The 21,871-nt window shown below is 62.5% G+C and carries 17 protein-coding genes, 1 tRNA gene and 1 other RNA gene; 11 read left to right on the top strand and 8 right to left on the bottom strand.

Translation table 11 applies throughout. The features are described from left to right. Positions 1-8 precede the first annotated feature (8 nt). The 4 genes from smc (at position 9) to F3089_RS09085 (ending at position 9,601) form a co-directional block, all read left to right on the top strand. Positions 9-3,506: a chromosome segregation protein SMC gene (smc, locus tag F3089_RS09100; RefSeq protein WP_151440506.1), complete on the top strand. Its 3,498-nt coding sequence runs from the start codon at positions 9-11 to the stop codon at positions 3,504-3,506. A gap of 117 nt (positions 3,507-3,623) precedes the next feature. Next, positions 3,624-4,712, top strand: coding sequence for a cell division protein ZipA (zipA, locus tag F3089_RS09095; RefSeq protein WP_151440505.1), 1,089 nt, complete (start codon positions 3,624-3,626; stop codon positions 4,710-4,712). A gap of 14 nt (positions 4,713-4,726) precedes the next feature. Then, a complete protein-coding gene (ligA, locus tag F3089_RS09090) occupies positions 4,727-6,748 on the top strand; it encodes an NAD-dependent DNA ligase LigA (RefSeq protein WP_151440504.1) in 2,022 nt (673 codons plus the stop codon). Positions 6,749-6,874: 126 nt separating this feature from the next. After that, positions 6,875-9,601 (top strand): hypothetical protein, encoded by a 2,727-nt coding sequence (locus F3089_RS09085; protein ID WP_151440503.1) that lies wholly within the window; start codon positions 6,875-6,877, stop codon positions 9,599-9,601. Here the strand turns inward: F3089_RS09085 and F3089_RS09080 are convergent, their stop codons facing one another. Further along, positions 9,602-10,228 carry a CBS domain-containing protein gene (locus tag F3089_RS09080; protein WP_151440502.1) on the bottom strand — a complete coding sequence of 209 codons (627 nt, stop codon included), beginning with the start codon at positions 10,226-10,228 and terminating at the stop codon, positions 9,602-9,604. Between the two features lie 68 nt (positions 10,229-10,296). Further along, entirely contained in the window at positions 10,297-11,412 is a 1,116-nt protein-coding gene (gene mnmC1 / locus F3089_RS09075; protein ID WP_151440501.1) for an FAD-dependent 5-carboxymethylaminomethyl-2-thiouridine(34) oxidoreductase MnmC1, read from the bottom strand. Between the two features lie 105 nt (positions 11,413-11,517). Between mnmC1 and F3089_RS09070 the strand changes: the two genes are divergently transcribed. Further along, a complete protein-coding gene (locus F3089_RS09070) occupies positions 11,518-12,258 on the top strand; it encodes a cyclic di-GMP-binding domain-containing protein, MshE-related (protein WP_151440500.1) in 741 nt (246 codons plus the stop codon). A gap of 13 nt (positions 12,259-12,271) precedes the next feature. Here F3089_RS09070 and F3089_RS09065 read toward each other — a convergent pair whose 3' ends face one another. The 3 genes from F3089_RS09065 to flgA form a co-directional block, all read right to left on the bottom strand. Further along, the gene (locus tag F3089_RS09065; protein ID WP_151440499.1) at positions 12,272-12,763 is read right to left on the bottom strand and encodes a flagella synthesis protein FlgN; all 492 of its coding nucleotides are present in this window, start codon (positions 12,761-12,763) and stop codon (positions 12,272-12,274) included. A gap of 6 nt (positions 12,764-12,769) precedes the next feature. Further along, positions 12,770-13,093, bottom strand: coding sequence for a flagellar biosynthesis anti-sigma factor FlgM (gene flgM, locus F3089_RS09060; protein ID WP_151440498.1), 324 nt, complete (start codon positions 13,091-13,093; stop codon positions 12,770-12,772). Positions 13,094-13,229: 136 nt separating this feature from the next. Then, positions 13,230-13,961, bottom strand: coding sequence for a flagellar basal body P-ring formation chaperone FlgA (flgA, locus tag F3089_RS09055; RefSeq protein WP_225741724.1), 732 nt, complete (start codon positions 13,959-13,961; stop codon positions 13,230-13,232). Positions 13,962-14,126: 165 nt separating this feature from the next. Between flgA and F3089_RS09050 the strand changes: the two genes are divergently transcribed. From F3089_RS09050 to F3089_RS09040, 3 genes are all read left to right on the top strand, one after another. After that, on the top strand, positions 14,127-15,068 hold the full coding sequence (locus F3089_RS09050; RefSeq protein WP_151440496.1) for a chemotaxis protein CheV: 942 nt from the start codon (positions 14,127-14,129) through the stop codon (positions 15,066-15,068). 17 nt (positions 15,069-15,085) lie between these two features. Next, positions 15,086-15,916, top strand: coding sequence for a CheR family methyltransferase (locus F3089_RS09045; protein WP_151440495.1), 831 nt, complete (start codon positions 15,086-15,088; stop codon positions 15,914-15,916). A gap of 85 nt (positions 15,917-16,001) precedes the next feature. After that, a tRNA-Ser gene (locus tag F3089_RS09040) sits at positions 16,002-16,090 on the top strand. A gap of 30 nt (positions 16,091-16,120) precedes the next feature. Here F3089_RS09040 and F3089_RS09035 read toward each other — a convergent pair. From F3089_RS09035 to F3089_RS09025, 3 genes are read right to left on the bottom strand one after another with little or no spacing between them, the layout of a single operon-like run. Beyond that, positions 16,121-17,074: an alpha-L-glutamate ligase-like protein gene (locus tag F3089_RS09035; RefSeq protein ID WP_151440494.1), complete on the bottom strand. Its 954-nt coding sequence runs from the start codon at positions 17,072-17,074 to the stop codon at positions 16,121-16,123. Continuing rightward, complete coding sequence (locus F3089_RS09030) at positions 17,074-18,597, bottom strand: inactive transglutaminase family protein (RefSeq protein ID WP_151440493.1); 1,524 nt, start codon at positions 18,595-18,597, stop codon at positions 17,074-17,076. The genes F3089_RS09035 and F3089_RS09030 overlap by 1 nt, the downstream gene beginning before the upstream one ends. Further along, positions 18,594-19,409 carry an ATP-dependent zinc protease family protein gene (locus F3089_RS09025; RefSeq protein ID WP_151440492.1) on the bottom strand — a complete coding sequence of 272 codons (816 nt, stop codon included), beginning with the start codon at positions 19,407-19,409 and terminating at the stop codon, positions 18,594-18,596. The genes F3089_RS09030 and F3089_RS09025 overlap by 4 nt, the downstream gene beginning before the upstream one ends. Positions 19,410-19,573: 164 nt before the next feature. On the opposite strand from F3089_RS09025, the gene ffs reads away from it, so the two are divergent. From ffs to F3089_RS09010, 3 genes are all read left to right on the top strand, one after another. Continuing rightward, an RNA gene (ffs, locus tag F3089_RS09020) (signal recognition particle sRNA small type) lies at positions 19,574-19,670 on the top strand. A gap of 108 nt (positions 19,671-19,778) precedes the next feature. Beyond that, positions 19,779-21,551, top strand: a complete 1,773-nt coding sequence (gene dnaX / locus F3089_RS09015; protein ID WP_151440491.1) for a DNA polymerase III subunit gamma/tau — start codon at positions 19,779-19,781, stop codon at positions 21,549-21,551. Then, positions 21,548-21,871: a YbaB/EbfC family nucleoid-associated protein gene (locus F3089_RS09010; RefSeq protein ID WP_151440490.1), complete on the top strand. Its 324-nt coding sequence runs from the start codon at positions 21,548-21,550 to the stop codon at positions 21,869-21,871. The genes dnaX and F3089_RS09010 overlap by 4 nt, the downstream gene beginning before the upstream one ends.

Genomic DNA, 21,871 nt, shown 5'->3' with positions numbered 1-21,871 from the left:
GGTCGACCATGCGCCTGAAGTCCATCAAGCTCGCCGGCTTCAAATCCTTTGTTGAGCCCACCACGGTTCCCTTCCCCTCGAACATGACGGCGGTTGTGGGGCCGAACGGCTGCGGTAAGTCCAATATCATCGACGCTGTCCGCTGGGTCATGGGCGAGAGCTCGGCCAAGTACCTCCGTGGCGAGGCCATGAGTGACGTCATCTTCAACGGCTCAACCAGCCGCAAGCCCGTGGGCCAGGCCTCCATCGAGCTGGTGTTCGACAACAGCGATGGCACCGCCCCCGGCGAATACGGCCGCTTCAACGAGATCTCCGTCAAGCGCCGGGTCACGCGCGAAGGCCAGTCCGACTATTTCATGAACGGCGCCAAGTGCCGGCGCAGGGACATTACCGACCTGTTCCTGGGGACCGGCCTGGGGCCGCGCAGCTACGCCATCATCGAGCAGGGCATGATCTCGCGCCTGATCGAGGCCAAGCCCGAGGAACTGCGCCACTACATTGAGGAAGCGGCGGGCATCTCGCGTTACAAGGAGCGCCGGCGCGAGACCGAGAACCGCATGCGCCGGACCCAGGAGAATATCGACCGCCTGACCGACCTGCGGGATGAGCTTGACCGCCAGCTCCAGCACCTCGAGAAGCAGGCTGAAGCCGCCGAGAAATACCGGGCCCTGAAGCAGGAGGAGCGCCAGAAGCAGGCCGAGCTGGCGGTGCTGCGCTGGCGTGATCTGGATTCGTCCCTGCAGGAGCATCGCAGGGCGATCAGCGAGGCTGAAACCGCTCAGGAAAAGGTGGTTACGGAACGCACCTCGCTGGAATCCGAACTGGAATCCCTGCGCCAGGAACACAGTGACCGCAGTGAGCGTTTCAACCAGGCTCAGGGCCGTTACTACGAGGCCGGTGCCGAGATCGCGCGTGTCGAGCAGAACCTGGAGAACCAGAAACGCAATGCCCGCCAGGCAGCTGATGATCTGGAACAGGCCCTGGCCAGCCGCAAGGAAGTAGCCCGGGAACTGGAGCAGGACCAGGAGCGGCTGGATTCGGTGGCCACGGAACTGTTGAACGTTGAGCCGGAACTGGAAACCGCCGAGGCTAAGGCCGAAGAGTACGGTGAACGGCTGGCCGAGGCGGAGAGCCGGATGCAGGACTGGCAGCAGCGCTGGGAGGACTTCAGCCAGCGTTCGGCGGATGACCGCCAGCAGGCGGAAGTGGGCCAGTCCCGGATCAAGGCCAGCGAGGACGCGCTGCTGAAACTCCGTGAGCGCCGCCAGCGGCTGGAGGAAGAGCGCGCAGCCCTGGATCACGACGACCGCTCTGGCGAGGAAGCCACGCTCGAGAACGAACGTGAGGAACAACAGGCGCGGGTTGAAGAGGCCCGGGAGCGGGTGGAAACCCATACCGAGCAGCTGGAGCGGGATCGCGAGGCGATTGAGCAGCTGGAGCCGGAGCTCAACGAGAAGCGCGGCCGCCTGCAGACACTGAACGGGCGTCTGGCCTCCGAGCAGGCGCTTCTGGAAGGGCAGCTGGGCGACAGTGATGAACGGCGCAGGGAGTGGATCAGCCAGCAGGGCTGGGACCAGGCCCGGCGGCTGGCCCAGACACTGGAAGTGAGCGAGGGCTGGGAAAAAGCGGTGGAAGCCGTACTTGGTCCACTGGCGCAGGCGCTGGTTCTGAACCCGGATGATTACGATGACGCTGTGCTCACGCAGGCCCCATCGGGACTGACCATTGTGCACACTTCCAGCACAGGTGCGGATGCAGGGCCGGGGACGCTGTTGGCGGAGGTCGGCCTTGGCGGGAGTGTTGCCGGTTGGCTGGATCGCGTCTGGTGCGCAAACGATCTCAATGATGCGCTTGCCCGTCGCGGCGCCCTGGCGGATGGCGAATCCCTGGTCACCCCGGGCGGGATCTGGATGGGCCCTGAATGGCTGCGCCTCCCGGATGACGGTGACGATGACACCGGTATCATCGAGCGCCAGAAGCGGGTTGAGGCGCTCGAAGAGGAATCCGCCTCACTGCAGGAAGCGGTGACCGAGGGGGAAGAACAGCTGCAGCAGTTGCGGGCCTCGCGTGATGAGACCGAGGCGGCGCTGGAGGAGGCCCGTGCGGCGCTGAGCGATGCGCGCGAATCCCTGTCCGCCACGGAATCCCGGCTCGAGGCCTTCCGCGCCCGCATGGAGCAGGTGCGTGAGCGGGCACGGCGGATCAGCGAGGATCTGGCGGATCTGGATGCCCAGGAAGCGGATGAGAACGAGCGGCTGGAAGAGGCTCGCGCCAGCTGGCAGGAAGCCATGGACCGCATGAACGAGAATGCGGACTGGAAGGAGTCGCTTCTCAGCGAACGTGATGACCTGCGCGCGAAGCTTGATGACGAGCGCCAGCAGGCCCGTCATGCCCGGGATCACCATCACCAGCTCCAGCTGCAGGTGCAGGACCTGAAAAACCGTAAGGAAGCCCTGGAGCAGACCCTGGAACGGATGAAGAGCCAGCAGGGGCGGCTGGACGAACGTATTGAGGTTCAGCGCGAGACCCGGGAGAACGCCGAGGCCCCGATCCAGGACCTGGAGATGGAACTGGAAGGGCTGCTGGAGCGTCGCGTGCAGGAGGAAGAGAAGCTCAACGAGGCGCGTGAGGCTCTGGATGCCATCGATGAGCAGGTCCGGGACCGGGAGCAGCGCCGCGGCCAGGTGGAGCAGGATGTCCAGCAGGCGCGGGAGAAGCTCGAGAAGCTGCGCATGGATACTCAGGCTATTGAACTGCAGGCCCGCCAGTACCTGGAGCAGCTTGAGGAACTGGAGGTCAGCCGGGAGACCGTGCAGGAAGGGCTTCCCGAGGACGCCACCGCCGAGGCATGGCAGCAGGAGCTCACCCGCATCGGCAACCGCATCCAGCGCCTGGGCGCCATCAACCTGGCCGCGATCGACGAATACCGGGTGGCGAGCGAGCGCAAGACCTACCTGGATGAGCAGGATCAGGATCTGCAGGAGGCTCTGGAATCACTGGAGTCCGCCATCCGACGGATCGACCGCGAGACCCGCGCCCGCTTCCGTGAGACCTTTGACGCCATCAACCAGGGGCTGCAGAACCTGTTCCCGCGGGTCTTCGGTGGCGGCAGCGCGCACCTGGAGATGACCGGGGATGATCTTCTGGAAACCGGTGTGGCGATCATGGCGCGGCCCCCGGGCAAGAAGAACACCACCATCCATCTGCTTTCCGGCGGCGAGAAGGCACTGACCGCGATCGCGTTGGTGTTCTCCATCTTCCAGCTCAACCCGGCTCCCTTCTGCATGCTCGACGAGGTGGATGCGCCGTTGGACGATGCCAACGTCGGCCGCTACGCGAAGATGGTGAAGGAGATGAGCGAGCACGTTCAGTTCATCTACATCACCCACAACAAGATCTCCATGGAGCTCTCCAATCAGCTCATGGGTGTGACCATGCATGAACCCGGGGTTTCCCGGCTGGTCTCCGTGGATGTTGAGGAAGCGGCGGTCCTGGCTGACAGCTGATGAACAAGCCGCAATGCCCCGGCATTGTCTTGACCGGGGTCATTGCCTAAAGTGGCAGTCAAAACGGGCGCACCGGGATGCGCCGGGGGCACAACCCTTGAGGACAGATAGAGGATCATGAGTCTCAGAGAATGGCTGATCATCATTGGGGCGCTGCTGATCATCGGCGTGGTCGTTGACGGACTGCGGCGCATGCGCCGTGCCCGCCAGGACTCGCTGGAAATCCAGCGCGGCATGGGCGGAGACGGTATCGGGCAGACCCCGATTGACGATGGGTACAACCCGGAACTCCCCACCGGGGGCGCAAGGCCCGTCAGAAGCGCTGAGCCGAAAGCCGCAGAGCCCGACCCGGCACCGGAGCCGGACACCACGCCGGAGCCGGAACCGGCCCCCGAGCCTGAGCCCGAACCGGAGCCCGCATGGGAGTCCGAACCCGCAGCGCACCAGGAGCCGGAGCAGCCCTCGGGCCCGGAGCGGGAAGATGAGCCCCTGGCCGCCGTGGATGACGACGGCATTGTAGGCCCGGCCCGGGTCCGGGGTGAATCCGCCATCCGTGAACGCGCGGCGGAGGCGACCGATGTTGCCGGTGAAGCCGCCAGCCGCATCAGTGCCGGGGCCCGGGAGATCTGGAGCCGCATCCGTGATGGGGTGGCCCCGGAGGAGACGGAAAGCGGGGAAACGGATTCCGGCCACGCGACCTCGCAGCAGGAAGCGCCGGGGCCCGGCGAAACCTCCGGGGAACCGCCTGTTGCCGGAGCCAATCGGCCGGAAGCCGAAGAGGTGATCGTGGTCCATGCCCACTGCCGCGATGACGGGCAATACAGTGGCGCGACGATCAAGCGTATCCTGGAAGCCTGCGGCATGGAGTACGGGGATCTCGGCATCTATCATCGGCACGAGGAATCGGATACCCGCACACCGGTCCAGTTCAGCGTGGCCAGCGCGGTATCGCCCGGCACCCTGACACCGGAGGAGATCGAGACCCTCGAAACCCCCGGGCTCAGCTTCTTCATGAGCCTGCCCGGCCCCAGCCAGCCGGTACAGGCGTTTGATTTCATGCTGGAGACCGCCAACACAGTCGTGCGTAACCTGGGTGGTGAGCTGCGTGATGAGCACCGCAGTGTCATGACCAGCCAGACGATTGAACACTGCCGCCAGCGCATTCGCGAGTTCGAACGCAAGCGCCGTTCCCCGGCCAGAGCCTGAGAGGATTGCCGCCCGTGACCCGGGAAGACAGCCCTGAACAGCGTATCGACGCCCTGCGTCGGGAAATCGATCATCATAACTACCGCTATTACGCGCTCGACGACCCCGAGGTCTCGGATGAGCACTATGACCGGCTCCTGCGGCAACTGCAGGAGCTGGAAACGCAGCATCCCGAGCTGGTAACCCCCGAGTCCCCGACACAGCGGGTGGGCGTGGCCCCGGAGTCCCTGTTCGCGGAAGCCCCCCATGAAACGCCCATGCTGTCCCTGGACAATGCCTTTGACGAGGACGAGCTCAGGGATTTTGACCGCAGGGTCCGGGAACGGCTGGGCCGGGATGAGCCAGTCGACTACGCCTGCGAGCCCAAGCTCGATGGCCTGGCAATCAGCCTTCTGTATCGCAATGGTGTGCTTCACCGTGCCGCCACCCGGGGCGATGGCTACACCGGGGAGGACATCACCGCCAATGTCCGCACCATCCGGGCCATCCCCCTGCAACTCTATGGCGATGACTACCCGGATGCCTTTGAGGTGCGGGGCGAGGCCTACATGCCCCTTGATGGGTTCGAACGCCTGAACCAGCAGCTGGCGGAGGCCGGGGAGAAGACCTTTGTTAACCCGCGCAATGCGGCTGCAGGCAGTCTTCGCAACAAGGATCCACGGGTGCCGGCACGGCGACCCCTGTCGTTCAGCGGCTACAGCGTGGACGTACCTGAGGAGGCCGGTCTTCCTGCCAGTCATTACGATCAGCTGCTCAAGCTGCGGGACTGGGGGTTTCGGATCGATCCTGGGATCCGTCTGGTCACTGGGATCGAGAACTGCATCACCTATTACCGGGAGATGCTCGAGAAGCGCGAATCACTGAACTACGAGATCGACGGCATCGTCTACAAGGTCAATGATCTGGCGCTGCAGGACCGGCTTGGCTTTGTCTCCCGGGCGCCACGCTGGGCCATCGCCACCAAGTTCCCTGCACACGAGGTCATGACCCGGGTGCGCGAAGTTGCCTTCCAGGTGGGGCGCACCGGTGCCATAACGCCGGTGGCGCGACTGGATCCGGTGTTTGTGGGAGGCGTGACCGTCAGCAACACCACCCTCCACAACATGGATGAGATTGAGCGCCTTGGGCTGCGAGAGGGTGACTGGGTGATGATCCGCCGGGCCGGCGATGTGATTCCCCAGGTAGTGCGTGTTCTTACCGAGAAACGGCCTGATGACACCCATGTGATTGAACTGCCGGAGGCCTGCCCGGAATGCGGTTCCGCCATTGAGCAGCCAGAGGATGAAGCTGTGGCGCGCTGCACGGGCGGTCTGTTCTGTCCGGCCCAGCGCAAGGAGGCCATCCGGCACTACGCCTCCCGCCGCGCCCTGGACATCGAGGGGCTGGGGGAGCAGTGGGTCAACGTGCTGGTGGACGAAGGCATGGTTGAAACCGTGGCGGATCTCTATCACCTGAAGACCCAGGATCTGACCCGGCTCGAGCGCATGGGTGAAAAATCCGCCTCCAATCTGGTGAATGCCATTGCCGACAGTCGCGAGCCTGATCTGGACCGGCTGATCTATGCCCTGGGTATCCGGGAGGTGGGTGAGGCCACCGCACGGGGGCTGGCCCGGTATTTCGGTGAGCTGGACGCCCTCATGGAAGCCGATGAGGAACAGCTCCAGGAGATCGAGGATGTGGGGCCGGTGGTGGCCGGCCATATCCGCAGCTTCTTTGCCGAGCCCCATAACCGCGAAATCATCCAGCGGCTGCGTGAGGCGGGCGTGAGCTATCGGGCACCGGCACGGGTGGACGATTCGGAATCGCCCTTTTCCGGCACAACTGTGGTGGTGACCGGAACACTGGAACGGTACTCCCGGGACCAGGCGCGTGTCGCGCTGGAGGCCCGGGGCGCGAAGGTGGCCGGCAGCGTCTCCAGCAACACCGACTACCTGGTGGCGGGCGAGGGCGGTGGCTCCAAGCTCAGCAAGGCCCGCCAGCAGGGCGTGACCATCCTTGATGAAGCAACCTTCCTGGAGTGGCTCGGCGAAGCGTGACTGTGTCACAGAATCGTCAGCCGCCCCCTGAATCTGAGAACCAGTACGGATCCGCCTTATGGCGGATCCCCTACCATGGACGACGTTTCGAGACCCGACGGCCCCCGACCCGGGAGAATGTCATCCGTGAGTTTGAGCACGAACGCTGTTCCAGTGCGCCGTTCCCTTCAGGCGCTGCTTCTGGCCCTGCCACTGCTTCTGATGGGGTGTGGGGATACCAGTAATTCCCCGGAGGATCCGCGGATTCTCGGCTTTCCGCCCCAGGTGGCCTACCTGGGCGTGGACTACAATTACAACTTCGGCGCCGTGGGCGGCGACAATCTCCTCAACTATTCGTTGGTCAACAACCCCTCCTGGCTGGCTCTGGAAGCGACCACCAACAAGGCCCGCAAGGGCATCGTCCTGAGAGGCGTTCCCGGTATTACTGGTGGGCGTGAAGGCGAGGACGACCTGGGGCAGTACGACAGCATCCGTATCGCCACCAATGACGGCAACCTGATCGGGGACAGCGAGTTCAGCGTCGAGGTCCGGCACAATCCGCTCGAAGTGGTTTCCGGTACGGTGACCGAAGGGGAGCCCTATGAGCCTGAGGTGAGTAAGGATTCGGATGAGGTCTGTGAGATTCCGGACATGAGTGTGAGTCCGGGTGTGATGGTGGAGCACGACAATCTTGTTTCAGGAGATTCTGGCCCCTATGGCAAGGCTTCCGGAGACTATCAGACTTATCGCTCGCTGATTCGTGTGGACCTTGGGCAGCCATCGGTGGAGCCAGTTTCGGTACGTTTCCGGATTTCAGATGGGCAGGCGGACTGCGACGAATCCGGAGAGCTGCCCTGCGAGTATCGGGACGGTAACCAGGGGCGCGTCATATTTGGTGAGGATCTTCTGCTCAATGGAAATGATCCGATCTATTCCCATCCCGGGCACTTCCCAGAGCCACCCAAATATATTGAGTACCTGAATGAGGGCGAGTCGAGCGCCAGTGGCCTTCTGCATTTTGAGGCCGGGCAGACCACCTGCTTCATCCCGGTCTGGGTGCATGATGATAATTTTGCCGAGAACACTGAATCCTTTGAGGTTGAGCTTCAGGAGGTCACAGAAGGCATTGCCGCCCTGGATCAGGACGGCGCAGTGCGTACCCGGAGCATTCCGGTCGAGGATGAGACGCCAACGGTGGATTTTGAGGCGGAGAGTATCACCGTCAGTGAAAACGGGGGCCGGAAGGTAACGGCTACGCTGAATCGCCCCAATGATACCGGGGAAGCACTTTACGCGGCAGTTGAAGTAGTGGAGGTCACTGATGGTCCTTCCTGGCAGGTGGATCTCTGCCCTGAGCAGGGGAGTACCGACTGCGTCACGGCTAGTAAGACCACCAACAATGGCTCGCTGGTTATTGCGTTTGATCCGGGAAGTGATGAGACGACTTTCTACGTGCAGGCGTCGACCAGTTCTGATGCCCCTCTCAAAGAGGAAATCATGCGGGAGCTTCAGTTTGACCAGAGCTTCCAGTACGGCCGCGAATTCGCGGCGGCGACCACGGACAGCACTGTGGAGACCTATATCAACGAATGGCCCGATGATGTGACACAGAGTCAGCTTGGGTTCCCTGTTGATAGCTTGGTTGCCGGAGCCTTGGGGGAGGTCTATGTCGCGGGCGTTGACAGCTCCAGCGCGATCCGTCTTCAGAGCATCAACCGGCTTGGGAATCCCGATGTGAGCGCGGGTGCGCAGAGTGATGTGGTGGCCCTTGGGGAAAACAGTGGTGTGGACAGTGGTGACTGGCCCCAGACGTCGGACGCAATCCAGCTGGCCTTTGCGGGCGAGAATACTGGCACAACAGGTTCCCCTCAGGTTACCCGTTACCTTGGCGTGGCTTATCCAGCGGCCTCCAACCAGGGATTGGTGAAGCTTTTCAGCTCTAACATCTCCACAGAGGAAGTTAGTGGTAATGATCAGACAGTTCGCTCTGACCGCGGTGACGAGTGCCTTTGGCAGAGTACAATTGCTGCAGACGGGGTGTGGGATCAGAAAGCATTGGATGTAAATTTGGACGGGTCCCTCTACTCAGGCGCTCTTGGTGAAGGTTCTGTGCGCGTGACGCGCATTGATACCGGTGAGGACAGTGACACCTGCGTGGCTGCTGCTGACCAAGCTTGGATGGAAAGATTGGACGCCACTGGTCCGGCGCTCAACGGGGTCTTTTCCACCGCCACAGCCGGCATCGTGGCCCTGGGCAGCGACAGAGGGGCGGTTGATCCCGGTTCCTTTATCGGTGGTGAGGATTTCTATCTGTTCTCCCGCAATGCGGATACTGGCAATGTGAGTGAACGGGGCCAATTCGGCACGGACGAAGAGGATAATGCCAAGCTTTCTGATGCGGACGGAAACCGCTTCTGGCTCGCCGGTGATGACGGCGGCCCCTATGAAGTGGATGGATCCGGTGGCTTTGAGGAGGATGCAGAGGGTTCCGCCGGGCCCTTTCTGATTACCGTGAACAGCAACGGTGCCCTACAGGGGGCCATTCATCCCGGCGATCTGGAAGATCAGGATGGACAGGTCAGTAATATCCAGGCTCTTGCCGTTTCCGGCGATAACGCCTTCATCGCCGGGCAGACCGATGATGGCAGGGTCTATCTGATGGAGCTTCGCTACACAGGGTCCGAGTCCGGGGATGAGCCATCCATTGAGCAGCGCTGGAGCGCCATTGTTGATGGTGCGGAGTCGATAGTGGATATGGATAGCTACCGTGACCGCAAGCTCTATCTTGTGGCTGATGGAGGTTCTGACTCCGGCCAGTGGATTCGTCTTTACGATCAAAGCGGGAACGCGCTCACGCAGTCACCCACACCCTGATCAGATGGTTGTATGCAGGTGGTGCCCGTCTGCGTACAGGCGCAGGAAATCCGTGCCGGTGATGATGCCCGCTGGCTGGTTGTGGTGATTGATGACCAGTGCGGCACTGAGTTCATGGCTGAGCATCTGCTGGGCCAGGTGATGGGCGTCCGTTTCCGGGGTGACGGTTATGAAGGAGGGAAGCTCGCAACCGGACAGGGGCGCATTATCGTCCATGCCTTGCCGGACCTGTCGCAGCACCCATGTTTCATCGATCAGGCCCGCCACTTCCCCGGCATCCGTGGTCACCACCAGGTGATGGACCAGATGCTGGGCCATGGCATCCAGAGCCATTCGCAGAGGTGCTTTGGCACTGATGGTGTGGAGCGCCTGGGATGCAAGCCGGCTTGAAGGGAGGTAGGGAGACTCCGCATCCCCTTCACCGCTGGACTCCTCCTGGTACTCCTGCAGGGCGCGACGGACCTCGGGTTTACCCTGGAATCGGGCCGGTTCCTCGGGCTGCTCCGTATTCGATGCCGTCCGGCGGATGGCATCGGTTTCGTCTGTGCCCTGGACACGCCTCGCCCGCAGCGCCTCGGGCAGGCGGGTGCCGACCGGGCGGCCGGGTTCTGCGATGTGAATGGCCATTGAGTCGCCCCCATTGATCCGTTTCCAAAGGTTATCGGTCGGTTCACGGAAAATTCAAGGAACCAGCGCTAACTCCTGGCGAATCGTTGAGGGCTCACACGTTGTGCCGTGTCCGCTGGAAGGGAGGATGGGGTGCCTGAAACAAGGGCCGCGAGATGCGCCGCGAGCAGGGGGGCGTACATCAGGCCCTTGCCGCCCAGGCCGGCAAGTACAAACCGGCCATTGAGCTGACCTGCCACAGGCATATGGTCCGGGGTGGTGCTCCGGAAGCCAACCCAGTGTCCGGAGCCCCGGTTCCCTTCCAGCTGGTTTGCAAGTGTCGGAAGCCAGTGGCCCAGGTTCTCAAGGTTGGCCTGATCGCTGAGGGGATCCGGTGTTTCCAGGCCGGAATCCCGGTCGAAGGTGGCACCCACACACAGCCGGCCACCGAATGGAGGCAGCGCATAGCCTGCCCCGGCCAAGGCTACACGGGGAGTGGATAAGAGGGTGGGCAGGGTGGTGAGCTGCCCTCTGATACGGCCCAGAGGCAGATCCGGTACCCACTCGGTGGTTTGGGCGCCCGTGGCGACAATCAGGGTCGACGCCTGAAGGGTCTCTCCTTCCGGAAGGGCTACCTGCCAGGAATCCGCGCTGGCCTGAATCCGGTTCCCGTCCGCGGTTGCGGTGATCGTGCGTATCATCGGATGGCCGAGTGCGGCCTGGCGGAGCGCATCCACGCGTATATGCCCTCCGCCAGGGAACCAGAGCCCGGGTACCTCGAGCTCAAGCCCGCTCAGCAGCGAGGCCCGGTCACTGTCGACCGGTTCCAGGAAGTCCGGATCCCACTGGTTGCGGGCCAGGAGTTTCTGTTGCCGTTGCTGCTCCCTTTGGTTCCAGGCCAGGCTCAGTGTCCCGGTTGGCGACCAGAAATCGATCTCCGGATGCTGTGTCTGGAGGTGGGTGTAGAATTTCGAGGCGACCAGAAAGGCCTGATGGGCAAACCGGGTTTCCGGGTTGTAGTCCACTGCCGGCTTCATGTAGAGCGCGCCCCGGCGTTCCGGGTCGGGCGGGAAAGGAGGGGCGGGATCCAGTACGGTCACCGGTGATCCGCTCTCCGCTAGCCGGCGTGCCGCAAGGCTTCCGGCTACCCCGCCGCCGGCGATGATCACGCCCGGTCGTGGATCCGATGCATCATGAGAGGCCATTTGACGTTCCGTTACCTTTCATAAAGTTTAATTTCTGTACACGGATCACAGGCCGCGCCACTATGATCCCGGATTTTCGGATTGCACAACAAGAGGGTGGCATCCATGGCAACGCCCAGCTCCCAGCAGCTTGAGAAAAGCCGTCTCGGTCGGATCCTGGTCAATCGGGGCTACATCACCGACTATCAGCTCCAGGTGGCGCTGGAGGAACAGCGCGAATCCGGCGACAAGCTGGGTGCGATTCTCCTGCGGGCGGGCTGGCTTTCCGAGCGGGAGCTGCAGCGCACGCTGCGTCACCAGAACCGGTACCGTTATGCGGCAGCATTGACCGCCATGGTGATTACGCCACTTCAGCCGGTGGCTGCACTGGCATCGCCTACTCCGGCGCTGCCTGCCAAGGGGCCCCAGACCAGCAGCCAGCAGGTGCGCATCGACAGCGCCAGCATGCAGCCTCTGAGTGAGAGTGAAATGGGGGGCGTTGTGGCCCAGGGGAGGGATACCTTCCCCGCGGGTGCGGTTCAGCTGTCCGCCATTCCGGCCTCCGATGCAGAAGCCGAAGACCAGGCTCTGGATGCCCTTGAGTTTACCGCCCGCACTTTCCTGCCTGCCATGAATTTTCTGGATGCGGACGTGACGGTGACAGGCGTGGAGTTCGGGCCGGATGGTCCCGGATTTGCCGTTGGCGAACAGGGTGGTGTGAGTCTGGCCATGCCGACTCATATCCATGAGATCCGTATGGAAGGCATCCGGGTGGAGGGTGCGCCCGCTTCCCATTCCATGGGGAACATCACCATGAGGAACATCCGCTTCTCCAGTGCCTCCAGCCTGACCATCAGGTCCCGCTGAGCCGGTTGCGGCATCAGGCGCTGGCGAATACCTGGCTGTGGGTAAGGCTCTGGGATTCGCCGGTGCTTCCGTAAAGCGCCTGCTGTTGGTCCACTCCGCGGATGATATCCGAGATGCGGGATATGCGGCGCTGAAGGTGACCGAGGATTCGGCCATTGACGGCATTGCGGTGCTGGCATTCGCTGAGCTGCTTCTGGGCAGCTTCCCAGCGCTGCATCAGGAGTGAATCAGCGCCTGCCTGGTCACGGAGGTAATCGCTGACGGCCTGACCACTGTCCGGCCTGTATCCGAGCTGGGCAAGCAGGCGGATTTTCTGTTTCGCCCGTTCCCTGAGTGCATCAAGCAGTTCGTTTTTTTCACTGGTCGCCTGTTCCAGCTGCTGCATATCGTTGCCGGCCAGGGACCGGTGTTCCTGCTCCAGTACTTCGGCCAGCCGGGTGAGGTTGGCCTCGTCCTTTCTCAGCAGTTGATCCAGCGTTTCGAACGTTGTCTTGCGGTCAGTCATGGCGTTTTACCCGAAAATGCTGTCATCCACATCAAGCATTTTCTGGGCCAGTTTTTCGGCATCGACTGAGTAGGAACCGTCCTCAAGCGCTTCACGGATGCGGGACACCTTGGCGTCGTCCACTTCCGGCTGCTGCTGGAGCGTCTGCTCTGCAGCCTTGATGTTGCGTGCGTCCGGGCTCAGGTCCACGCGGGTGCTCTCGCGCGCCTGAGAGCCGCCTTCCGCGGGCTGCTGTGGCGTTTTCTGCCCCTGGGCGTCGTCACGCTGCCGCAGGGTCTGTTTCTGGGTGTTGAGGGCGTTGTTGTTGGCCCCATTGAAATCGATTGCCATGGCTTTCACCCCGTTCGGATCCGGATTCTCTGTGAATTGTAACGGCAGCGTGGCCGCAGACTTTAGCCTTGCGCGGCATTTTTTTCATCACCAGGCATGGAACTGCCGCTTTTCGGCATGATCCTGCCGCTTCCGTTCAGTTGATCGCGACCCGCCCGGGCTCGGTGATCCGGCCGCGGACCCGGCGCCCCGAGTTTTCGTTGATCACTGGAATCTGTTCGCCCACGCGACCACTGCGCTCGGCCTTGCCTCGGGTTGTGATGGAGAATGCATCGCTTCCTGCAGAGATGACTACGCGGTCGCCGCGCTCCACTGCCAGTGGTTTCTCGACCATGTGCGGCGTGATCGGGGTGCCTGCGCGGATGGTGCGTGTGGCCTGCATGCCGAGCATGTGCTCGGGATCCCGGAACCCGTTGCGGCGCTGTTCGTTGAGGACCACCGGGCTTGAGCGCAACATGTCCGGGCTGAGCCGTTCGCCACGGCCAATGGGCCGGTCCGCGACCCAGCCGTCCACCTGGATACGCACTGTCGCACTGAGAAAGATCCGCCAGGGTTGATCCCCCTGACAGCTGACCAGCAGCGTGGTGCGCGTGGAGCGTTCCGGGTCACCCGCGAATTCGACCCCCAGCGCCTGCGGGCAGCGGTTGAGCGAGAGTCGGTTGTCCACGCTGCCAATGTCGTATTCAACCTCGCGCCCCTTTGCAGCCTGTTCCTTTGCAAAGGATTCCAGGAAACCGTCCGCCGCGTCCGTGATGCGTTCAGCGGTGGTCTGCTCCGGTTCCGAAGCCGTTGCCACCCCCGGAAGCAGCATGGCAGCCAGGAGGAGATAGCGGAAAACCGGCATTGGATTGGCGTTGGCGATGCGCATGGCGGTCAAAATGTCCTATCCTTGCGGGTAATCGGTGCCACGTTCGACCCGTGTCGGGGGTGGCACAACCCATACCGGCGAAAATCCGGCACAAGCCGGACGTTGTTCGCATTCTTCCGTTATGAAATGCAACAACCATGCCGGCTCATTATGACGGGCAGGACTATGGCGGGACTACTCGACAACGTGAATCAACGTACCCAGATGGTGGGGCAGAACCGGCTCGAACTGCTGCTGTTCCAGCTCAAGGGGGAGCAGTTCTACGGCATCAATGTGTTCAAGGTCCGGGAAGTGCTTCCCTGCCCGGCATTGACGGCAATCCCGCACAGCCACCCTGTGGTCCGGGGGGTTTCCTACGTGCGGGGTGAGACGGTGCCGATCATTGATACCGGTATGGCCATCGGCAGACAGCCGATTCCGGATGAGGAACTGTCAGAGTCGCTGGTGATCGTGTCGGAATACAACCGCAAGACCCAGGGGTTTCTTGTGCGCCGGGTGGAACGGATCGTTAACCTCAACTGGGAAGATGTGCACCCGCCACCCAAACGGGCCCGGGCGGAGTACCTCACGGCGGTCACCGAGCTTGAGGGAAAGCTCGTGGAGATCCTGGACGTGGAGAAGATCCTGGCGGAGGTGTCGCCCATTGATGACAGCGTGAGTGAATCCTTCCAGTCGACGCTGGATACCAGCGGTGATGCGGCAATGCGTGTGCTGGTCGCGGACGATTCCTCCGTGGCGAGAGGGCAGATCAGGCGCTGCATGGAAGCGGTCGGGCTTGAGGTCGTCATCTGCAATGATGGCCGCGAAGCGCTGGAATACCTGGAGTCACTGGTTGCGGATGGCAGCCCAATCCACGATCATCTGGCACTGATGATTTCCGATGTGGAGATGCCGGAAATGGACGGTTATACGCTGGTGACACACTGCAAGGACAATCCAGCTCTGGCTCCCCTGTATATCATGCTGCATTCGTCGCTCAGCGGTGTGTTCAATCAGGCCATGGTCCAGAAGGTCGGTGCTGATGAATTCATGGCCAAGTTCAATCCCAACGAGCTTGCGGAGCGGGTTATGGCAGTCATGGACAAGCAACAGCACATGCCGTCCTGACGGAGACGCCGACACCGATGAGTTCCGAGATCAGCCAGGAGGACTATCGCGCCTTCAAGGAGTTCCTGCAGGATGCCTCCGGCATTCTGTTGGGGGACAACAAGCAGTATCTGGTGAAAAGCCGTCTGCGGCGGATCATGACGGAGAACCGGTTCAACAGTCTTGGCGAGCTGGTTCAGCGCCTGCGTAAGCAGCCGCGCAGCGAACTGCGCGAGACCGTGATTGACGCCATGACCACCAACGAGACGCTCTGGTTCCGGGATACCCACCCGTTCCGCATTCTCGAGGAGCGGCTTCTGGGGGAGATGGCTGCGGAGAGCTCCAGCCAGCCCCTGCGGATCTGGTCAGCTGCCTGCTCGACCGGGCAGGAGCCGTACTCCATTGCGATGGTGATTGACGAGTACCGGCGCCGTAACCCCGGCCGCCTGCGCCGCCCCGTGGAGATCATCGCCACGGACGTGTCCAAGCCCGTGGTGGACGCGGCAAAGGACGGTATCTATGAACTGCTGGCCCTCGGAAGAGGTCTGTCGGCGGATCGTCAGAAGCATTACTTCACCCAGCTTCCGTCCGGGAGCTGGCAGGTCCGCAAAGAAATCCGTGACATGGTGACCTTCCGCGAACACAACCTGCTGGAGCGGTTCGGTTCCGGCAGGTTCGACATTGTCTTCTGCCGGAATGTGCTGATCTATTTCTCCAGTGATCTCAAGCACGACATCCTGGTACGCACCCACGGCATACTGAACCGCGGTGGCTACCTGATCCTGGGTGCCTCCGAGTCGCTCAACGGGCTCAACCAGTACTACGAAATGGTCCAGTGCCGGCCGGGAATCATTTACCGCGCCAAGTGAGTGTTGCGTTCGGGCCACGTTTTGCGTACAGTCTGCGCCCATCAAACGCGGCGGGCCTTACAGCCCCCCACGCGAACCGATCAAAGGAGAGGTGTCCGAGTGGTCGAAGGAGCGCGCCTGGAAAGCGCGTGTACGTACTGCGTACCGAGGGTTCGAATCCCTCCCTCTCCGCCAATACAGAACCCGGCCATGTGCCGGGTTTTTTTATGTCGGGATCTTCTCCCCGAACTCCGCCATGGCCATCCCCGCCCGTGCCTCAGCGCTGTCCGGGATGTTCTCCTGGGCCTCAATCCACTGAAGCCGGGGCAGAAGTCCCTTGCCATTGGCAATCTGGATGGCCAGGCCGGGCCGGGCGTTGAGCTCCAGCATCAACGGCCCCCGGTTGCGGTCGACCACGATGTCGGCGCCCAGATACCCGAGTCCGGTCAGGTCATGGCAGCGGGCGGCGAGGGTGAGGAGGTTCTGCCAGTCCGGGATGGCGATACGGTTCAGGTCAACGCCGGTGTCCGGATGGCTGTGTACGCGCCTGGAGTGCTGTACCGCGTGTATGCAGCGGCCACTGGCCAGGTCCAGCCCGACGCCGATCGCGCCCTGGTGCAGGTTGGCTTTGCCGTCGCTGGCATGGGTTGAGAGCCGGAGCATGGCCATTACCGGTATCCCGCGGAAAATAATGACGCGGATGTCCGGGACGCCCTCGACGGACAGGGACTCGAAGTAGGGGTCCGCCTCGATAAGGTCCTCGATGATGACCGAGTCGGGGGCGCCGGCAAGGGAGTGCAGGCCTGCAAGAATGTTGGAGCAGTGACGCTGCAGGCTACCCAGCGTGAGGGCCTGTCCGGATGCCTTCAGGAACTGCTCGCCGTCGCGCTCCCGGATGACCATAATGCCTTTGCCGCCGGCCCCACGGGAGGGTTTGATGGCGAAACGCTCGAGTCCCCCGAGGCGCTTACCCAGATCGCGGACGCCATGCTGGGTATCGATGACATCGCGCAGGGTGGGTGTAGCCACCCCGTGCAGCATGGCCCGCTCCTTGGTGAGCTTCTTGTCGTCCACCAGCGGATAGAGGCGGCGCTCGTTATACCTGGAGATATAGGACACGTTCCGGCGGTTCATGCCCAGCAGGCCATGGCTCCGGAGTGTGGCGGGAGACACCAGCATCAGTCCTTCTCCACCATCGAACGGAAACGGTAAAGCTCGGACAGCTTGTAGCCCGTGTACTGCCCGACGAGCAGGATCAGCGCGAGAATGATCAGGTGGACCTCAGGGAAGTTGAAGGTAAGGTGTCGGACTGTCGCCAGCTGCATGAGCCCATAGGCGGCAATGGCCACCAGCAGGCTGCCACCGCCCTGTATGGCGACTTCCCGGGCCCCCTGTTCCTCCCAGATCACCGACATCCGCTCGATGGTCCAGGCAATGATGATCATCGGGAAGAAGGTGATGGTCATCCCAAGGTTGATCCCCATTTCATGGCCAAAGACACTCAGCAGACCTGTCAGCAGCACCACAAGTACGATCATTGCGGCGATCCGGGCCACCAGCAGGAGGTTGAGGCGTGACAGATACCCTCTCAGGAGCAGTCCCAGCCCGACAATGGTCAGGAAGGCGGTGAGGCCCGGCAGCAGCGTTGTCTGGATGAAGGCCAGGGCAATCAGAACCGGCATGAAGGTGCCGGATGTGCGGATGCCGATCACGATCCGCATGAAGGCCACAACCAGGGCGCCCAGGGGCAGCAGCAGGAGGAGCTTCAGCATGCCCTGTTCCTCAATCGGCAGCTGGTAGAGGCTGATATAACCCAGAGGCTGGTCGGCCGAGGTCTGGCTCTGGGCGAGGTCGAGGGCGGGAATGCTCTGGCGCATCATCGAGAAGCGCACCTGGGAGTTCTGCCCGCCCATGACATCCAGAACGGGCCCGCTGGTGCGGTGCCAGACCAGGGTATTGGGCGTGATGCCCTGCTGGCCACCGCGCTCCAGGTCATAGAGGTGCCAGGAATCCTCGATGTAGACGTCCACCAGCGGCTGGAGGCTCTGGTTGCGGCGGGCATCCTCCAGCTTCAGGCCCATGGCGAGACGGGCTGGGACACCGGACTGGTTGAGAAGGCGGACAACCAGCTGCTGGGGTGAGTGCTGGTCCAGCAGCAGTGCCGCGTTCTGGTCGTTGGGGCTCTGGACTGCCTTGATCAGTTCCCGGGTCAGGCTCGCCGGTGTACTGGAGCGCCGCCGGGCTGTTTCCAGCAGGTCGGCGGCGGCTGTGGCCTGGGGCTCCTCCCAGATGATCCGTTGGGGGTCAGAGGGAGCCTCGGTGTTGCCGCTGGGGCGGGGCGTTCCGTTCTTGCCCGGAGCGAACTGAACCTTGTAATAGAGGGTCTGGGGGCCCGTCGCTTGCCGCTTGGACCATTCGCCACGACGCCCCGTGGATTCAATGATGCGCGAGAACCCGTAACCCGGAGAGGCGGCCTGTTCGGAAATGATACGGTAACCCGGTGGGTCATTCGGGAGGCTCAGGCTTGCCAGTGTCTCGTCTCCCAGGGCGACGAAATCGATGCGTGCCTCCACCAGCCAGACTGGCGTGTCGTTTGCCGGCAGCAGGGGAATCCCCAGGCGGTCATGCCGCAGCCACATCATTGACACACCAATGATGATCAGCACCGATACAGCGAGGAAGAAAAGTGGCTGTTGCCTCATTCTTCACCCTCGATGCTGCCGGCGGCCTCTTTCAGTTTATCGGGGTCACTGAGTATGAACTGTCGTGATACATCCACCGTAAACAGATCCCTGAGGATGTTGCGCCCGATCAGGGCAGGGTAGGTCAGGCGTTCCCGGTTGCTCAGGGTGAACTCCGCAACCCGCTCAATCGAGCCGATGCGGTACTGGAGTTCAATCACTGCGCGCCTTTCATTCTCATCAGTGGATGCCTGGATGATCTCCACGAACCGTGACACCGGGCGTTCCAGTTCCATGGCGCCGCGGTCTGCGAAATGCTCGCCCGCCAGTGTGAAGCGGACATAGTCATCACCGTCGCGCTCAAAGAACTCGATATCCCTGGCGTCCAGGGATGAGGTATTGGCACCGGTGTCGATCCTCGCCTCAAAAAGATGATCCGGCGGCAGCAGGCGGATGCCCTCCACCGAACCGATGGTCGTGAGTCCGGAGCACTGTTCGTTCCCGTTGGCCGGGCCGGTGTTCAGGATCGGGCAGGTGTCGCCATCGTTGTTGGTGCTGCGGGATGCAAGATGACGGTTGGTGACGCTGCGCAGCCGCTCCATCTGGTCCTGGACATTGGCGAACCCCTGCTGCTGCTGTTCCGCCACGTTCCTGTTTCCGCTCAGCAGGGCGTTGAGCAATACCTGCTGGGAGGCCAGTTGATCCTGCTGTTGCGCCAGCTGCGTCTTGAGCACCCTGAGGTCACTTTCCGCTGTGGAGGAGGAAGTAAAGTGGGTACAGCCGGCGCTTATCAGCGCCGCCAGTAAAATCAGGATGCGTGGCGCAGCTGGCATGGGGGTCCTCTATGCTGTGGTAATGTCCGTTAGACATGGGGAGTATAGAGGCTGCACCTCTGTTTGACGATGGTTACCGCTTGAAGCGCGGGTTACGGCGGTGATAGACTCCGCGGTCTCAGCGCAGGCGGGATCAGCCGCCGGACTGAGCGCGATGGTGGTCCTGCTGGTGCCTTCGCAACGATAAACCGTGAACCCGGTCAGGCCCGGAAGGGAGCAGCCGTAGCGGTGGATTCGTGTGCCGGAGTGTCGCTGGCAGGCCACCCCCAGTTTTTCCTTTCCCGAGCTTTGCTCCCCGGCCAGCCCTCTGCTTGCCAGCCCAAGATAAGGCCGTGATAAGGTATCCCATCAGATAATGGATGGTCCGGCATGACGTATCAGGTACTTGCGCGCAAATGGCGCCCTTCCCGGTTTCAGGATCTTGTTGGTCAGGAGCACGTGCTCAGGGCGCTCGTGCACGGGCTGGATCAGGATCGGCTGCATCAGGCGTTTCTGTTCACCGGTACCCGGGGCGTGGGCAAGACCACGATCGGCCGGATTCTGGCGCGGTGCCTGAGCTGCGAGCAGGGCGTCAGCTCCAATCCCTGTGGCGAATGCGACAGCTGCCGTGAAATCCAGGATGGGCGGTTCGTCGACCTGATCGAGATCGACGCCGCCTCCCAGACCCGCGTGGAGGACATGCGTGAGCTGCTGGACAACGTCCAGTACGCGCCAACCCGCGGTCGCTTCCGCATATACCTCATTGACGAGGTCCACATGCTCTCCAGCCACAGCTTCAACGCGCTGCTGAAGACACTGGAGGAGCCGCCGGACCACGTTAAGTTCCTGCTCGCCACTACTGACCCCCAGAAGCTGCCGGTCACGATCCTGTCGCGTTGCCTGCAGTTCAATCTCAAGCGCCTGGGGCCGGAACTGATCGTATCCCATCTGGAGCACATCCTGGCCCAGGAAGGTATTGAGTATGAGAACAGTGCCCTCTGGCTTCTGGGGCGTGCCGCCGATGGCAGTATGCGCGATGCCCTGAGCCTGACCGACCAGGCGGTGGCATTCAGTGGCGGACGTCTGGAATCCGAGAGCGTCAGCCGGATGCTGGGCACCCTCGACCGGGCGGACATCTTCAGTATGCTGGATGCCCTGGTCCAGCGAGATGGCCAGACGCTGCTCAGGGAGGTAAACCGGATCGCGGAGTACGCACCGGATTACAGCGCGGTACTGGCGGACATGCTGGATGTGTTCCATCGAATCTCCCTGGAGCAGGCGATTCCCGGGAGCAATGACAACAGCCAGGGAGACCGGGAGCAGGTCCGGACCCTGGCAGGTCAGTTGAGCGCGGAAGATGCCCAGCTGTTCTACCAGACGGCGTTGACCGCCCGGCGGGATCTGGCGATCACGCCGGATGCGCGCATGGGCTTTGAGATGGCACTGCTGCGCATGCTCGCTTTCCGGCCGGAGCCGGTTGCGACCCCACCGCAGGGTGGCCGCTCGGAGCCGGCGGCGGAGGCATCGGGCGCTCCCGCCGGGGAACCGGTATCCCCGCCGGAGCCCGAACCAGAACCCCAGCCCCAGCCTGAACCCGCTCCCGAGCCCGAACCAGCGCCGGATCCGGTGCCTGAACCAGAGCCGCCCATTCCTGAGGACGAGGCGGACCGGAATGCCGGGGAGGCATCACCAGCCACGGAGGCGCCCGAGACGTTGGCTGTCACCCCGGAGCCCGGTGTGGCGTCCGGTTTCGACTGGTGCCGTGACTTCGATCAGCTCCCCCTTCAGGGCATGCCGGCGACGCTGGCCGCGAACGCGGCCTGCCATGAGGAAGAAGGGGCCTGGGTTCTGACGCTGGCCGCCGGGCATTACCAGCTGCTGCATGAGCGTCACCAGCAACGGATCCGTGAGGCTGTTGGGGCTGTGGTCGGCAGTACCATTACCCTGGTCTTCCGTGAGGGTGAGCCGGGCCAGGCAACCCCGGAAACCCACCGGCAGGCGCAGATGGAAGAGGCGCAGGCGAATGCCGTCAGCGCCATTCACGGGGATCCCGTGGTGCAGCAGATTGTGGAGCGTTTCGGCGGCCAGGTTATTGAAGACAGTATAAAGCCTCCGCAGGCTTCGCCAGCGGCGGCATCAAACAGCAGAGAGGTGGCACGATGAAGGGTGGCATGAACGACATCATGAAGCAGGCGCAGCAGATGCAGGAGGACCTGCAGAAGGCGCAGGAAGAGATTGCCAAGGCTGAGGTTACTGGGGAGTCCGGTGCCGGCATGGTGAAGGTGACCATGAACGGGCGCCATGATGTGCGTAACGTGGACATTGATCCATCCCTGATGGACGAGGACCGCGAGGTTCTGGAGGACCTGATGGCGGCGGCGGTGAACGATGCCGTACGCCGTGTCGAGGAATACCAGAAGGAGAAGATGGGCAACATGACCCAGGGCATGGGCATGCCCCCCGGTTTCAACATGCCGTTCTGA

The sequence above is a fragment of the Halospina sp. K52047b genome, assembly GCF_008709855.1.
Classification (GTDB): Bacteria; Pseudomonadota; Gammaproteobacteria; order Pseudomonadales; family Oleiphilaceae; genus Halospina; species Halospina utahensis_B.
Note: the sequence above shows the minus strand (reverse complement) of the source record. Positions and strands in the feature narration are given on the sequence as shown.

Excerpts from the sequence above, each read along its gene's own strand:
- smc (WP_151440506.1), top strand. The coding sequence starts at position 9 with ATGCGCCTGAAGTCCATCAAGCTCGCCGGCTTCAAATCCTTTGTTGAG.
- zipA (WP_151440505.1), top strand. The coding sequence starts at position 3,624 with ATGAGTCTCAGAGAATGGCTGATCATCATTGGGGCGCTGCTGATCATC.
- F3089_RS09080 (WP_151440502.1), bottom strand. The coding sequence starts at position 10,228 with ATGGCCATTCACATCGCAGAACCCGGCCGCCCGGTCGGCACCCGCCTG.
- mnmC1 (WP_151440501.1), bottom strand. The coding sequence starts at position 11,412 with ATGGCCTCTCATGATGCATCGGATCCACGACCGGGCGTGATCATCGCC.
- F3089_RS09070 (WP_151440500.1), top strand. The coding sequence starts at position 11,518 with ATGGCAACGCCCAGCTCCCAGCAGCTTGAGAAAAGCCGTCTCGGTCGG.
- F3089_RS09065 (WP_151440499.1), bottom strand. The coding sequence starts at position 12,763 with ATGACTGACCGCAAGACAACGTTCGAAACGCTGGATCAACTGCTGAGA.
- flgM (WP_151440498.1), bottom strand. The coding sequence starts at position 13,093 with ATGGCAATCGATTTCAATGGGGCCAACAACAACGCCCTCAACACCCAG.
- flgA (WP_225741724.1), bottom strand. The coding sequence starts at position 13,961 with ATGCGCATCGCCAACGCCAATCCAATGCCGGTTTTCCGCTATCTCCTC.
- F3089_RS09050 (WP_151440496.1), top strand. The coding sequence starts at position 14,127 with ATGGCGGGACTACTCGACAACGTGAATCAACGTACCCAGATGGTGGGG.
- F3089_RS09045 (WP_151440495.1), top strand. The coding sequence starts at position 15,086 with ATGAGTTCCGAGATCAGCCAGGAGGACTATCGCGCCTTCAAGGAGTTC.
- F3089_RS09035 (WP_151440494.1), bottom strand. The coding sequence starts at position 17,074 with ATGCTGGTGTCTCCCGCCACACTCCGGAGCCATGGCCTGCTGGGCATG.
- F3089_RS09030 (WP_151440493.1), bottom strand. The coding sequence starts at position 18,597 with ATGAGGCAACAGCCACTTTTCTTCCTCGCTGTATCGGTGCTGATCATC.
- F3089_RS09025 (WP_151440492.1), bottom strand. The coding sequence starts at position 19,409 with ATGCCAGCTGCGCCACGCATCCTGATTTTACTGGCGGCGCTGATAAGC.
- dnaX (WP_151440491.1), top strand. The coding sequence starts at position 19,779 with ATGACGTATCAGGTACTTGCGCGCAAATGGCGCCCTTCCCGGTTTCAG.
- F3089_RS09010 (WP_151440490.1), top strand. The coding sequence starts at position 21,548 with ATGAAGGGTGGCATGAACGACATCATGAAGCAGGCGCAGCAGATGCAG.